Below are 13,981 nucleotides of genomic sequence, written 5' to 3'. Positions count from 1 at the left end.
AGCTGGGTAATATCCTCCATATCGGTTTGCCCAGAGATCAACCTTCGCGATTGTCGCCAAGGCTTTCCCAAAGCACGCCCCTCCCGCAAGCGGGAGGGGATGGGGGAGGGCCGCGTGCGGCGGGGCCTGACGTTCCCATGATCTTCCCCCCCACCACCTGCCAGCGGCTGATCGTCAAGGTTGGCTCCGCGCTGCTCGTCACGCCAGAGGGCGAAGTCCGTCGCGACTGGCTGACCGGGCTGGTCGCCGACATCGCCGTGCGCGTCCGTGCAGGCCAGCAGATCGCGATCGTCTCCTCGGGCGCGATCGCGCTTGGCGCACGCCGCCTCGGCCTGCCCAAGGGCGGCCGCGCCAGCCTGGAGGATGCGCAGGCCGCCGCCGCGACCGGGCAGATCGCGCTCAGCCAGGCCTGGGCCGAGCTGCTCCAGGCGCAAGGGCTGACCGCCGCCCAGATGCTGGTGACGCTGGACGATCTGGAGGATCGCCGCCGCTATCTGAATGCGGCCGCGACGCTGGGGAGGTTGCTCGGGCTGGGTGTGGTGCCGGTCATCAACGAGAATGACAGCGTCGCGACCGAGGAAATCCGGTTCGGCGACAATGACCGGCTCGCCGCGCGGGTAGGTCAGGCGGCGGGGGCCAACGGCGTGCTGCTGCTCTCCGACGTGGACGGGCTGTACGACAGCAATCCGCACACCAATCCGGAGGCACGCCATATCGAACGGGTCGATCGGATCGACGCGGTCAGCGGCATGGCCGATGGCGGCTCCGCCTCGGGCATGGGCTCGGGCGGCATGGTGTCCAAGATCGCCGCCGCGCGCATCGCGGTCAGCGCGGGTGCCCACCTCGCCATCGCCTCGGGGCGGATCGAGCATCCGCTGTCGACCCCTGCGCGCCACACCATCTTCGTCGCCGAGAAGAGCGCGCCCGCGCGCAAGGCGTGGCTGGCGGGCGGGCTGACCGCGCGCGGGGCCATCATCGTCGATGCGGGTGCGGCCAGGGCGTTGACCGAGGGCGGCAGCCTGCTCGCGGCGGGCGCGACCGGGGTGCAGGGCCATTTCGCGCGCGGCGATCTCGTGACCGTCGAGGGGCCGGGCGGCACCATCGCGCGGGGCCTCAGCGAATATGATTCGACCGAGGCGCGCGCGCTGATCGGCACGCGGTCGGACCAGCAGGCGCGGATATTGGGCCATGCCCCGCGCGCCGCGCTGATCCATCGCAACCACCTCGCGCTGCTATGATCGTCGCGGTGACGGGAGCGACCGGTTTCGTCGGTCGCGCGGTGGTGGATCGCGCCGCCGGTTCGGGGCTGTCCCTGCGCGCGCTGACCCGGCGCGCCCAGCCGTCGCGCGCCGGCATCACCTGGATCGCAGGCGCGCTCGACAAGCCGGAGAGTCTCGCCACGCTGGTCGAGGGCGCCGACGCAGTGCTGCACATTGCGGGCGTGGTCAACGCGCCCAACCGCGAGGGCTTTGTGGCGGGCAATATCGACGGCACCCGCGCGATGGTCGAGGCGGCCAAGGCGGCGGGCATCAAGCGCTTCGTCCATGTATCCTCGCTGTCGGCGCGCGAGCCCGACCTGTCGGTCTATGGCTGGTCCAAGCGCCAGGCCGAGGATGTGGTGACGGATAGCGGCCTCGACTGGACCATCGTCCGGCCGAGCGGCATCTATGGCCCCGGCGACATGGAGATGCGCGACATGTTCCGCGCCGCCAGGCTGGGCCTCGCGCTGATGCCGCCGCCGGGCAAGCTGTCGCTGATCGCGGTCGAGGATTTCGCGCGACTGTTGACCACCTTGATCGCCACCGACGGCCCGCGCGCGGTGCTGGAGGTGGATGACGGACAGGTCCTGACCCATGCCGACCTGGCCGCCGCGATCGGGGCGGCGGTGGGGCAGCGTGTGATGACCTTCCATCTGCCCAAGACCTTGCTGAGCCTGGGCGCGAAGATCGACCGCAAGCTGCGCGGCAATGGCGCCAAGCTGACCCCCGACCGGGTCGGCTATCTCTGCCATCCCGACTGGACCGCCGACCCCGCGCGCCGCCCCGACCCCGCACTTTGGGAACCGGCCATCGCGCTTTCCAAGGGGCTGGCGGATACGGCACGGTGGTATCGCGCCAACGGCTTGCTATAGCGAACGCCATCACGCGGTCGAAAAGCCGCCGCATTTGGGTGCCACTGGCCCCCTCGAAAGGATCATCATGAGCGACCGCCAAGCCATTTTCGACACCGTCGCGGCCCAGATCGCGCCCTTCAACAAAAAGGGTGTCGAACTGACCGAGGCGACGACCTTCCAGGGCGACCTGGAGTGGGACAGCCTGACGGTGATGGATTTCGTCGCCGCGATCGAGGACGAATTCGACATCATCATCACGATGAACATGCAGGCCGAGATCGAGAATGTCGGCCAGCTGGTCGACGCGGTCGAAAAGCTGAAGCAAGCCTGATCGCCTCCAAACGGACACCGACATGACCGAAGCCGCCGCCCAGCCCCACGCCCTGCCCGCCGACCCCGAGACGGTCGCCCCCGAGCATGACCTGCTGTCCAAGTTCGACGGCCTGATCGCCGAGCGGCAGAAGCTGCTCGACTCGGGCGTCACCGATCCCTTCGCGATCGTGATGGAACAGGTGAAGTCGCCCACCGAGGCCGTGATCCGGGGCAAGGACACGATCCTGCTCGGCACCTATAATTATATGGGCATGACCTTCGACGCGGACGTGATCGCGGCGGGCAAGACGGCGCTCGAACAGTTCGGCTCGGGCACGAACGGCAGCCGGATGCTCAACGGCACCTTCCACGACCATATGGAAGTCGAACAGGCGCTTCGCGATTTCTACGGCACGACCGGCGCGATCGTCTTCTCGACCGGCTATATGGCGAACCTCGGCATCATCTCGACGCTGGCGGGCAAGGGGGAATATGTCATCCTCGACGCCGACAGCCATGCCTCGATCTATGACGGCTGCCAGCAGGGCAATGCCGAGATCGTCCGCTTCCGCCACAATTCGGTCGAGGATCTCGACAAGCGGCTGGGCCGACTGCCCAAGGAGCCCGCCAAGCTGGTCGTGCTGGAGGGCGTCTATTCGATGCTGGGCGACATCGCCCCGCTGAAGGAAATGGTCGCGGTCGCCAAGAAGCACGGCTGCATGGTGCTGGTCGACGAGGCGCATTCGATGGGCTTTTTCGGCCCCAACGGGCGCGGCGTGTACGAGGCGCAGGGACTGGAAGGCCAGGTCGATTTCGTCGTCGGCACCTTCTCCAAGTCGGTCGGCACGGTCGGCGGCTTCGTCGTGTCCAACCATCCGAAGTTCGAGGCGGTGCGCCTGGCCTGCCGCCCCTATATCTTCACCGCCTCGCTGCCTCCCTCGGTGGTGGCGACCGCGACGACCTCGATCCGCAAGCTGATGACTGCGCACGAAAAGCGCGAGCGGCTGTGGTCGAACGCGCGCGCGCTGCATGGCGGGCTGAAGGCGATGGGGTTCCGCCTGGGCACCGAAAACTGCGACAGCGCGATCGTCGCGGTGATCCTGGACGACCAGGAACAGGCGGTCATCATGTGGCAGGCGCTGCTCGACGGCGGTCTCTACGTCAACATGGCGCGCCCGCCCGCGACCCCGGCGGGGACCTTCCTGCTGCGCTGCTCGATCTGCGCCGAGCATACGCCCGAACAGATCGAAACGGTGCTGGGCATGTTCCGGGCGGCGGGGCAGGCGGTCGGCGTTCTCGCCTGATCGGCCTATGCCCCTGGCGGCTTTGCAATATCCCATGCTTGCGATAGCGTGGCGACCGTGATCGAACAGGAGGACCAGGGAAGGGTCGGCCGGTGGCGGACCTTTGCGCTGATCGCCATGGCGCTGACCGGCGCGGCGACGCTGGTCCTGCTCATCGTCACGCTGGGCCATGCCAATCGCGAGCGGGACCGCGCGCTCGACCTGCAAAGCCGCAGCTATGACGTGATGATCCTGGCCCGCACCGTGGAGGGCACGATCGCCCGGTCGGAGGCGTCGCTCGGGCGGTACGTCATCTCGGGCGACAACAAGATCGGGCAGATCTATTCGGAAGAATGGTCGCTGGCGGCGGCGCAGCTCGACCGGCTGGACATGCTGGTCGAGGATTCCCGGCAGCAGCGGCTGGTCGACCAGCTGCGCGCCGCCTATGAGGCACGCGGGCGCGAGCTGTCGGCCATCGCCCTGTCGACCACCTATCACCGCGATCGCCAGGCCTATGCGCTCTATCACCAGGCGCGGCGGGCCGAGGCGCTGTTGCAGATCAACCGGACGCTCAACGTCCTGATCGCGGGCGAGCGCCGCCTGCTCGAACAACGCACCGCCGCAGCGCGCGACACGGTGCTGCATTCCAACAGGATCGCCAGCGGGCTGGGCCTGTTCGGGCTGGCGCTGGCGCTCGGCGCGATCCTGCTGGCTTGGATGATCGTCCATGCCGTCGGCGAGCGGGCGGAGGCGCGCGCCGAGGCGCATGCCGAACGCGCCCGTGCCGAGGAACTGGCGGACGCGGTCGATGCCGCGACCGAGGAGCTGAAGCTCCAGGAAGCCAAGCTGCGCCAGGTGCAGAAGATGGACGCGCTGGGCCAGCTGACCGGCGGGATCGCGCATGATTTCAACAATATGCTGGCAGTCGTTCTGGGCGGACTGGAACTGGCGCGCCGGGCGGACGGGGTGGAGGATGTCCGCCGCCATCTCGACAGCGCGACCGAGGGCGCGCACCGCGCCGCCGCGCTGACCCGGCGATTGCTGATGTTCAGCCGCGAGGAGGCGCTGACCCCCGAGCCGCTCGTGCCCCGGCAACTGGTGGCGGGGATGCGCGACCTGCTCGACCGGACGCTGGGCGACGGGGTGAAGGTGACGGTCGAGGACCGGACGACCGGCTGGATGCTGTTCGGCGACCGGACGCAGATGGAGAATGCGATCCTGAACCTCGCGGTGAATGCCCGCGACGCGATGGACGGGCGCGGCGAGCTGACCATCCGCACCGCCGAGGCGCATGTGATGGCAAACGAGCTGCCGCGCGCGGCGGCGGGTGACTATATCCTGTTGTCGGTGACCGACACCGGCGCGGGCATGTCGCCCGAGGTCGCCGAGCGGGTGTTCGAGCCCTTCTTCACCACCAAGCCCGCGGGCAAGGGCACCGGACTGGGGCTCAGCCAGATTTTCGGGCTGGTCGGCCAGATGGACGGCGACGTCACCATCCGCACCGCGCCCGGTGCGGGGACCACGGTCCATCTCTATTTCCCGCGCCACCACGCCGCGACCGCCCCCGCCCCCGTGGCCGAGCCGGTCGCCCCCGCGCCGGACGCCGAGGACACCGGCGGCATGCGCATCCTGGTGGTCGAGGACGATCCGCGCGTGCTGTCGGCGACGATGGCCGCGCTGACCGAGCTGGGGCACGATCCCCTGCCCTGCGGCGATCCGCGCGAGGCCGAGGGGATGCTGGCGCGCCAGGCCGACATCAGGCTGATCGTGTCGGACGTGCTGATGCCGCACCAGACCGGACCGGAGATGATCGCCGCGCTCCGCCCCCGCTACCCCGAGGTCGCGGTATTGTTCGTCACCGGCTTTGCGGGCGATGCGCAGGCGACCGGGTTCGAGGGCTATGAGGTGCTGCGCAAGCCCTTTACCCTGGTAGGACTGGAGCGGGCGGTGGCGGCGGCGCTGGCGCGCAATGTCGGGGACGGGTCGGTCAGCGCGGCGGCTTGAGCCGGGGTCGAGGCATGGCCCTCGATGTCACTCGGACTGAACGACTTTTGCTGCCCCGTCCCGCATACGACCTCGGTTCGGTCCGGGCGAAGTCGAAGGCCACGCCGATCCATCGCAAACAAGGGGTGACGCGCCCTTCCCCCGATCGTATAGCCATGGCCGTTTTATCGCGCGAGTGATGTCCCCCGCATGAAGTCCATCGATCGCTACATGGCCCGGCTGATCGCGTTGCCGCTGTTCGCGACGCTGATCATCTCGGCGATGCTGCTGGTGCTCGATCGCATCCGCCGCCTGTTCGAATTCGTCGCGACCGAAGGCGGGCCGATCAGCGTGGTGTGGCGGATGCTCGCCAACCTGCTGCCCGAATATCTGGGGCTGGGCATTCCGATCGGGCTGATGCTGGGCATCCTGCTGGCCTTTCGTCGCCTGGCCACCTCGTCCGAGCTGGACGTGATGCGCGGCGTCGGCATGAGCTATACCCGGCTGCTGCGCGTCCCCTATATGTACGCGATCGTGCTCGCCGCGCTGAACCTGGCGATCGTCGGCTATATCCAGCCGATCGCGCGCTATTATTATGAGGGGCTGCGCTACGAGCTGCGCACCGGCGCGCTGGGCGCCTCGATCAAGGTCGGCGAGTTCACCCATCTGGGCGACCGCATGACGCTGCGCATCGAGGAGAGCCGCGAAAATGGCCGCGACCTGTCGGGCATCTTCGTCCACGCCAACACCTCCAAGGGCGACTGGATCGGCGTGACGGCGCAGCGCGGGCGGTTCCTGGCGACCGACGATCCCAATGTCATCATCTTCCGGCTGACCAACGGCACGCTGATCCACAACCGGCCCGAGTTCAAGGCGCCGCGCGTGCTGAGCTTCTCCAGCCACGACCTGCCGATCGACCTGCCCAAGTTCGACAATTTCCGCCAGCGCGGCGGCCGCGACTTGGAGTTCACCCTTCCCGAACTGGCCCGCCACGGCCAGGATGCCCAAAGCGCCGAGGCGCGCGCGGGTAGCCGGGCGGAATTCCATTTCCGCGTGGTCGAGGTGGTGACGATGTTCCTGTTGCCGCTGCTCGCGGTGTCGCTGGGCATTCCGCCCAAGCGATCGACCTCGGCGCTGGGCGTCTTCCTGTCGATCGTCATGCTCGTCACCTATTTCAAGGTGAACCAATATGCCGCCGATATCGGCGCGCTGGGCAAGGTCGATCCGCTGCTGGCGCTATGGGGGCCGTTCGCGGTCTTTGCGGGGCTGGTCCTCTGGATGTATTATGTGACCGCCTATGTCCCAGGCGGCCAGCCGATCGGGGCGCTGGAGCGCGGCGTGGCCAAGATCGCCAAGGCGATCGGCCGCTGGCTGCCCGGCCGCCGCCGGAAAAAGGCCTATACGGCATGAGCCTGTCCAACATTTTCCCGTCCAGGACGATCGCCATCTACATGGCGAAGATGTTCCTGATCCGCACCTTCGCCATCCTGTTCGCGGTGGCGCTGGTGCTCCAGACGCTGGACGTGCTGAGCGAGTCCGGCGCGGTGCTGGCCGCGCCCGGCAACGGCCAGGCGCAGGTGTGGCGTTACGTGTCGCTGCGTGCGCCGCAGATCATCTCGTTCCTGCTGCCCTTCTCGGTGCTGCTCGGCACCATCCTGACCTTCTTCACGATGAACCAGAATTCGGAAGTCATTGCGCTGAAGGCGGCGGGCATGTCGGCGCATCAGGTGCTTGCCCCGCTGCTGATCGCCAGCGCGGGCGTGGCGGTGGTCAGCTTCGTGTTCAACGACCGCATCGTACCGCGCGCCAGCGCGACGCTCAGCGCCTGGCAGAAGGTCCAATATGGCCCGCTGCCCATCGACAGCGGCGACCGGTCCAATGTCTGGGTGCGCGACGGCGACGACCTGATCTCGGTCGATCTGATCCAGGGGCGCGGCGCCAGGACCCAGCTGGGCGGCGTGACGCTCTATGACCGGACGGGCGGCAGCCTGGTGGCGATCGTGCGTGCGCCACGCGGGCAGCGTGACGGCGATGGCTGGCGGATCGGCCCCGCTACCCGGTTCCAGGTGGCGTCGGGCAAGGTCACCACCTTCCCCTCGCTGATCGTCGGCCGGGGCGTGACGCCCGAACAGCTGACCCTGGCCAGCGTCAGCGCCGACAACATGTCCTTCGACGCATTGTCGAGCGCGATCGACGATCTGCGCGAAGCGGGACGGCCGACCACCTCGCTGGAGGGATCGCTGTGGCATAAGCTGTCCGCGCCGATGTCGGCCATGCTGATGCCGCTGCTGGGCGCGGTCGCCGCCTTCGGCATCGCACGCTCGGGCAAGCTGTTCGTCCGCGCGGTGATCGGCATGGCGCTGGGCTTCGCCTATTTCGTGGCGGACAATTTCTCGATGGCGATGGGCGACCTGGGGGCGTACCCGCCCTTCCTCGCGGCATGGGCGCCGATCCTGTTGTTCCTGCTGATCGGCGAAGCGGTCCTGTTCCGGACCGAGGAATAGGGGCCAGATAGGATCGACATTCGGCCATGCCTTTCCTTCCCTTGCCCCTCGCAGAGGGGAGAGGGAAGAAGAAGCAATACTGAATGTTGATCCAACCCAGCTTCGTCAGAAGCGCGGGCTAGGGATAGCAGCTGGACAGGGATTTCCCTTGGCCTTCGACTGTGCTCAGGCTGAACGGATGATGGGATTACCGGGAAGGCCGTTCGCGCCGAGCCAAGTCTAAGCGCACGCCCCATCCCTCGCCCGGCACCTTTCGCTCACTTCCCCCGGTGGAAGGTGCTTAGGCCAATCTTCGCGACCAGCCCCGGCAGGCCCTTGTAGCTGGCCTTGTGATAGGGCGAGTTCGGCTCCAGCGCCGCGCTGATCCGGCGATGCGCCTCGCCCAGCGCATGATAGGGCAGCGACGGCAGCAGGTGGTGCAGCGCGTGATAGCGCAGCCCCACCGGCGCCCACAGGCCGGGCAGCAAGGCGGGCGGCGGCACGTTGACCGAGTCCAGATATTGCGCGGTCACGGTCATCGGCTCGCCCTCATTCTCCCAAAGATGGGCGACGAGCGTCCGGACCTGGTTCAGCACCGCCACCGCCGAGCCGATCGCGAAACCGATCGCAAAGCCGCGCACCGGGATCACCCCCGTCGCGACCAGCGCCACCAGCGCGATCGCCCAGATCGAGGCCGCCGCATCGGTCCGGTTGAAGCGGACCAGCGCCTCACCCTCGGGCATGCGACGGCGGAACTGCGGATTGATCGCCAGCGCCGAATAACGCTCGACCACGATCCGGCGGAGCCCCGGCACGACCCAGGACAAGGGCGACAGGATCGCGAAACGGATCAGCAACCCCAGCGGCGCCAGCGCGGACACCAGGACGAACATCGGCAGCGTCCACGGCTTCATCAGCGCCAGCGGCAGATATTCGGGATCGTCGGCCGTGCCATAGCGGGTCTTGGCATGGTGCAGATTGTGCACGCCCTCATACATGAAGGCGGGCGTCAGCAGCGGCACGCCGACCAGCGCGTTCCAGCCCTCGCGAAAACGCGGCAGCGCCGAGTGCTTCATATGGCTGACTTCGTGGATGAACAGCAGCGCGCGGTACAGCGCCAGCACCGACACGACCGATGCCGCGACGATCACCCCGGTCGACGAGGCGGTGACCGCCACCGCCAGCGCGGCATAACCGACCAGCGCGCTGCCCACCATGTCGGCCCAATAGAGCCGGGGACGCGGCGCGATCAGGTCGCGGGTCAGTTCGGCGGCGGCGCGCAGCATCGCCTTGTCGTCCGCGATCGGGACACGCGCGGCGGGCGTCGCCGCAGCGGCGGAGACGGCCCGTTCGAAAGAAAGCGTCGATTCCATAGCTCTATCCTTTGCCCCCACATAGTGGCGACACGGTGGCATTCCCACGTCCGGCAATGACGGAATCCTCACTCGCCATGATCGAACCAGACGGTTAGGACATGGTTTTCCCGTTTCCGCTGGACCCGATCAGACATGGCCCTTTCGATCCGCCCCGTCGCCACCAAGCGCGACCGCAAGACCTTCGTGGACTTTCCCTTCGGTCTGTACGCGAACGATCCGCACTGGGTGCCGCCGCTGAAGGGCGAGGCGCTGGGCCTGATCACCCCGGAGAAGAACGGGTGGTACAGCCATGCCAAGGCACAGCTGTTCCTGGCGGAAGAGAATGGCCGCGTCGTCGGACGCATCTCCGCGCATCTCGACACGCTGGCGCTCGAGATGGATCCGTCCAAGGGGTTCGGGCCGGGCACCGGCTTCTGGGGCCTGATGGATGCCGAGCGGCAGGAGGTGTTCACCGCGCTGCTGGCCACGGCCGAGGGCTGGCTGCGCGAACAGGGCATGACTCGCGCGATCGGCCCCGTGTCGCAGTCGGTCTGGGAAGAGCCGGGCCTGCTGGTCCAGGGTTTCGACCAGGACCCGACGATCATGATGGGCCATGCCCGCCCCGAATATCAGGGCTGGATCGAGGCGGCGGGTTACACGACGATCAAGCAGCTCTTCACCTATGAGCTGGACATTACGCAGGAATTTCCGCCGATCGTCCAGCGGATCATCAAGTCGGGCGAGAAAAACGAGCGCATCCGCGTCCGCGAGGTGAACAAGGCCAGGTTCGAGGAAGAGGCCGCGATCATCCTGAGCATCCTGAACGATGCATGGTCGGACAATTGGGGCTTCATCCCGCTGACCCCGCCCGAGATCAAGGATGTCGGCGTCAAGCTGAAGCCGATCGTGTTCAACGACCTGATCCGCATCGCCGAACTGGACGGCAAGCCGGTCGCCTTCATGATCACCCTCCCCGACCTGAACGAGGCGATCAAGCCGCTCAAGGGCAGCCTGCTGCCCTTCGGCTGGGCCAAGCTGCTGCTGTGGCTGCGCGCGCCCAGGGTGCGGACGATGCGCGTGCCGTTGATGGGAGTGGTCAAGGAGCTTCAGTCGTCGCGCATGGCGAGCCAGCTGGCTTTCATGATGATCGAATATATCCGCCGCGCCTCGGTGACGAAATATGGCGCCTCGCGAGGCGAGATCGGCTGGATCCTCGACGACAATCAGGGGATGCGCTCGATCGCCGAGACGATCAACAGCCGGGTGAACAAGACCTACAATGTCTATGCCCGCGATCTGGGCTGATCGCGGCGGGCGGGGCCGCCCGGTCGCGGCGGCCCCTGCCCTTCACGGTCACTTGCGTCGGCCGATATAGTCGAGCGGGTCGACGCCGTGCCACATCCACTGGGCACGGGTGCGGCAGAGCTTGCCGACGACGATATGGTCTTCCTGCACGTTGCGGAAGCAGTAGCGAACCGTCTTGGCCGGGGCCAGGCCGGGCGCCTGGGCGGGCGGGACGGCCGCCGCGACGGGCACGGGCTTGACCTCGGCCTCGTGCGAGGGGACTGCGGTCAGGCTGGCGGCGGCAGCGGCGATCAGGGCGAACAGCATCGTTTCTCTCCGTTCCTCGGGGCGGCGATCAGCGGGTCTTGACCGGGACGCCGGGGACCTCGCCCTCGACCGCGATCCAGTCGGCCGCAGTGCGGCAGATCTTGCGAGGGATGCGCGAGCCGGTGATGTTCGCGATGATGCAATAGCGGGTGGTGTCCGACACCGCCGTCCGGGCCGAGGAGGGCGACGGCGTCGCGGCCGGTGCAGGGGCGGCGGAGAGGGCGGAGGCGATCAGCAGCGAAGCGAACATGGTGGTAACTCCCTTTGGCGTCGGATCGGCTCCGACGGGTGAGTTACTGCATTATGCGTGCCATACAGTGGAAACGTTGAAAAACCCGGATTTTTCATTTTCGGATATGGCATAAACCGCCAAATGCCGGGGACTTATACCAATAGAGTTGGCAAACTTCACCGACGCGCCCGGCCTATTGCCTCTTATTCCCTCTCCCCTGGACAGGGGAGAGGGTTAGCGAAGCTTGCCAGCCTGCTGGCTAGCGCAGCTTGGGTGAGGGGTTGAGCGAGCCCAAGGGCTCGCGCGCTCGCTTCGCGAGCGCCCACCCCTCACCCAGCTCCGACTAAGCCTTTGCTTTCGCAAAGGCCAAGTCTGCGCAACCCTCTCCCCTCTGCGAGGGGCGAGGGAAGGAAGGGCATCGCTGACTATCGATAGGCCCCAGATCCAATGGCCCCGGCAAATGCCGGAGACCTTGGAAACGGGGACGGCGCGCAGGGGGCCAGCCTTTGCCGGGATGGCCCGGCCCGGCGTCAGTCGCCGCGCAGCCGCACCCAGGTCGGGGCGTGGTCGCTGGCCTTTTCCCGGCCGCGATAGCTTTTGTCGACCCCGGCATCGACCAGCCGGTCCGCCGCCTGCGGGCTGAGCAGCAGATGGTCGATGCGGAAACCCGCATCGCGCTGCCACGACCCGGCCTGATAGTCCCAGAAGGTCCACACCCCGCCCTTGGGCGCGCGGGTGCGCAGCGAGTCGGTCCAGCCCTGCGCCAGCAACCGGCGATAGGCCGCGCGGCTCTCCGGCTGCATCAGCGCATCGCTGGCCATGGCGGGCACCGAGAAGGTGTCGTCGTCATTCGGGATGACGTTGTAATCCCCCGCCAGCACCGCAGGCACTTCCTCGGCCAGCAGGGCCCGAGCGCGCGCGGCCAGCCGCTCCATCCAGCGCAGCTTGTAATCGAATTTCGGCCCCGGCTGCGGATTGCCGTTGGGCAGATAGAGCGAGGCGACGACCAGATCGCCGACCTGGCATTCCAGATAGCGGCTATGCTCGTCCTCGGGCTCGCCCGCCAGCCCGCGCTGCCGCTCGACCGGCTGGGTGCCGCGCGCCAGCACTGCGACGCCGTTCCAGCTCTTCTGCCCGTGCCAGACCGCGCCGTACCCCGCCGCCTCGATCTCCGCGGCGGGAAAGGTCTCGTCGCTGGTCTTCAGCTCCTGAAGACAGACGATATCGGCGTCCGCCTCGGCCAGATATTCGAGCAGGCGGGGCAAACGGGCTTTGATCCCGTTGATATTGTAGGTGGTGATCTTCACGTCAGACCGCGAAGCTGGTGCCGCAGCCGCAGCCCGAAGCCGCGTTGGGATTGGTCACGCGAAACGCCGCGCCGCCCAGCGATTCGACATAATCGACCTCCGCCCCGCGCACGAGGTCCAGGCTGATGCTGTCGACGACCAGCCGGACGCCGTTCGTCTCGGCGACCGTGTCGTCCTCGGCCGGGCTGTCGGCCAGCCCGAACTTGTACTGGAAGCCCGAACAGCCGCCCCCTTCGACCGAAAGGCGCAGGATGGCGGGCTTGTTCTGCCGCTCGGCGATCGCCGCGACGCGGGCGGCGGCGGACGGAGTCAGCGCGATGTCGGAAATCTGGGTGGCCATGGGGATCAGATAGGCGCAGGGGGCCGGGTGAACAATCCCGATCGCACTATTCCTCCCCTGCAAGGGAAGGTGGCCGTCCTTAGGACTGACGAAGGGGTGTCCCGGCCAGCGAGACACCCCTCCACCATGTCGAGCATGGTCCCCCTCCCCTTGCGAGGAAGGAATATCGATCAGTCCTGCGCGGCGGGACCGTCGGTCGACACCGGAATCTGGTGGATCGCATGATCCTGCGACGCCATCAGATAGTCGCCGGTGGTCAGGAAGGGCACCGGGTTGACCGCATGGCCGTCCATGCGGACTTCATAATGGAGGTGCGGGCCGGTCGAGCGGCCGGTCGAGCCCATCAGCGCGATCAGCTGGCCGCGGGTCACCCGCGCGCCGTCGGCGACCAGGATCTTGGACAAATGGCCATAGCGGGTGGCGATACCCTTGCCATGGTTGATCTCGACCAGATTGCCATAGCCGCCCTGCCAACCGGCATGATCGACGATGCCGTCGGCGGTGGCATAGATGGGGGTGCCGACCGGGCCAGGAATATCGACCCCGGCATGCATCGCGGCGGTGCCACGGAACGGGTCGGAACGGATGCCGAAATTGCTGGTGAACTTGAGCTGTTCGACCGGCTGGACCGACGGAATGGCGATCACGCCCTTCTGGACCGAGTCCATCTTCTTCCAGGTCTGGAACAGGGTGCGGAACTGCTGGTCGGTGCGCAGGTCGGCGGAGGCTTCGGCGCTGTTGGCGGGGATATACTCGCCGCCGACCGCCTTGGCGGGAGCGGCATGGCCTGCGGGGCTGTGGGTGGCGGCGGCACGGCCGGTGGCGGCGATGGCGCCCTGGCCGGAAAGGGTGACAGTCAGGATTCCGACGAGTGCCGCAATCGATTTACCCCACGTATGACGCTGCTTCATCGAACCCCGGCAATTTTCCGGCCGAGCGCACCCATTGTCGGGATCGCCCGG

Annotated in this window: 14 protein-coding genes; 8 read left to right on the top strand and 6 right to left on the bottom strand. The window is 67.4% G+C overall.

Features of this window, described 5'->3' with window-relative positions; genetic code table 11:
• Nucleotides 1-137: 137 nt before the first annotated feature.
• The 7 genes from proB (at nt 138) to lptG (ending at nt 8,195) form a co-directional block, all read left to right on the top strand.
• Nucleotides 138-1,238 carry a glutamate 5-kinase gene (gene proB / locus QE363_RS06740; RefSeq protein WP_309693451.1) on the top strand — a complete coding sequence of 367 codons (1,101 nt, stop codon included), beginning with the start codon at nt 138-140 and terminating at the stop codon, nt 1,236-1,238.
• Nucleotides 1,235-2,131 (top strand): NAD(P)-dependent oxidoreductase, encoded by an 897-nt coding sequence (locus tag QE363_RS06735; RefSeq protein WP_309693449.1) that lies wholly within the window; start codon nt 1,235-1,237, stop codon nt 2,129-2,131. The genes proB and QE363_RS06735 overlap by 4 nt, the downstream gene beginning before the upstream one ends.
• Nucleotides 2,132-2,198: 67 nt before the next feature.
• Nucleotides 2,199-2,444 carry an acyl carrier protein gene (locus QE363_RS06730; RefSeq protein ID WP_294272475.1) on the top strand — a complete coding sequence of 82 codons (246 nt, stop codon included), beginning with the start codon at nt 2,199-2,201 and terminating at the stop codon, nt 2,442-2,444.
• A 22-nt stretch (nt 2,445-2,466) separates the two neighbouring features.
• Nucleotides 2,467-3,729 (top strand): serine palmitoyltransferase, encoded by a 1,263-nt coding sequence (gene spt / locus QE363_RS06725; protein WP_309693447.1) that lies wholly within the window; start codon nt 2,467-2,469, stop codon nt 3,727-3,729.
• Nucleotides 3,730-3,846: 117 nt separating this feature from the next.
• Nucleotides 3,847-5,712 carry an ATP-binding protein gene (locus QE363_RS06720; protein WP_373424728.1) on the top strand — a complete coding sequence of 622 codons (1,866 nt, stop codon included), beginning with the start codon at nt 3,847-3,849 and terminating at the stop codon, nt 5,710-5,712.
• 189 nt (nt 5,713-5,901) lie between these two features.
• Nucleotides 5,902-7,101 carry an LPS export ABC transporter permease LptF gene (gene lptF, locus QE363_RS06715; protein ID WP_307103453.1) on the top strand — a complete coding sequence of 400 codons (1,200 nt, stop codon included), beginning with the start codon at nt 5,902-5,904 and terminating at the stop codon, nt 7,099-7,101.
• Nucleotides 7,098-8,195, top strand: a complete 1,098-nt coding sequence (gene lptG / locus QE363_RS06710) for an LPS export ABC transporter permease LptG (RefSeq protein WP_307103452.1) — start codon at nt 7,098-7,100, stop codon at nt 8,193-8,195. Before lptF ends, lptG begins: the two co-directional genes overlap by 4 nt.
• A 257-nt stretch (nt 8,196-8,452) precedes the next feature.
• On the opposite strand, the gene QE363_RS06705 is transcribed toward lptG, so the two are convergent.
• Nucleotides 8,453-9,547: a fatty acid desaturase gene (locus QE363_RS06705; RefSeq protein WP_309693441.1), complete on the bottom strand. Its 1,095-nt coding sequence runs from the start codon at nt 9,545-9,547 to the stop codon at nt 8,453-8,455.
• Between the two features lie 135 nt (nt 9,548-9,682).
• On the opposite strand from QE363_RS06705, the gene QE363_RS06700 reads away from it, so the two are divergent.
• A complete protein-coding gene (locus QE363_RS06700; protein ID WP_309693438.1) occupies nt 9,683-10,834 on the top strand; it encodes an N-acetyltransferase in 1,152 nt (383 codons plus the stop codon).
• Nucleotides 10,835-10,882: 48 nt separating this feature from the next.
• Here the strand turns inward: QE363_RS06700 and QE363_RS06695 are convergent, their stop codons facing one another.
• The 5 genes from QE363_RS06695 to QE363_RS06675 form a co-directional block, all read right to left on the bottom strand.
• Nucleotides 10,883-11,140 (bottom strand): hypothetical protein, encoded by a 258-nt coding sequence (locus QE363_RS06695; protein ID WP_309693435.1) that lies wholly within the window; start codon nt 11,138-11,140, stop codon nt 10,883-10,885.
• Between the two features lie 28 nt (nt 11,141-11,168).
• Nucleotides 11,169-11,390, bottom strand: coding sequence for a hypothetical protein (locus QE363_RS06690; RefSeq protein ID WP_307103444.1), 222 nt, complete (start codon nt 11,388-11,390; stop codon nt 11,169-11,171).
• A gap of 512 nt (nt 11,391-11,902) precedes the next feature.
• Entirely contained in the window at nt 11,903-12,679 is a 777-nt protein-coding gene (gene xth / locus QE363_RS06685; RefSeq protein ID WP_309693432.1) for an exodeoxyribonuclease III, read from the bottom strand.
• A 1-nt stretch (nt 12,680) separates the two neighbouring features.
• A complete protein-coding gene (gene erpA, locus QE363_RS06680; protein ID WP_307103440.1) occupies nt 12,681-13,019 on the bottom strand; it encodes an iron-sulfur cluster insertion protein ErpA in 339 nt (112 codons plus the stop codon).
• A gap of 170 nt (nt 13,020-13,189) precedes the next feature.
• Nucleotides 13,190-13,930, bottom strand: coding sequence for a M23 family metallopeptidase (locus tag QE363_RS06675; protein ID WP_309693425.1), 741 nt, complete (start codon nt 13,928-13,930; stop codon nt 13,190-13,192).
• Nucleotides 13,931-13,981 lie beyond the last annotated feature (51 nt).

Source organism: Sphingomonas sp. SORGH_AS_0870, from assembly GCF_031453175.1.
Taxonomy (GTDB): Bacteria; Pseudomonadota; Alphaproteobacteria; order Sphingomonadales; family Sphingomonadaceae; genus Sphingomonas.
The sequence above is the reverse complement of the archived record's forward strand: the minus strand, read 5'-3'. Positions and strand labels throughout refer to the sequence as shown.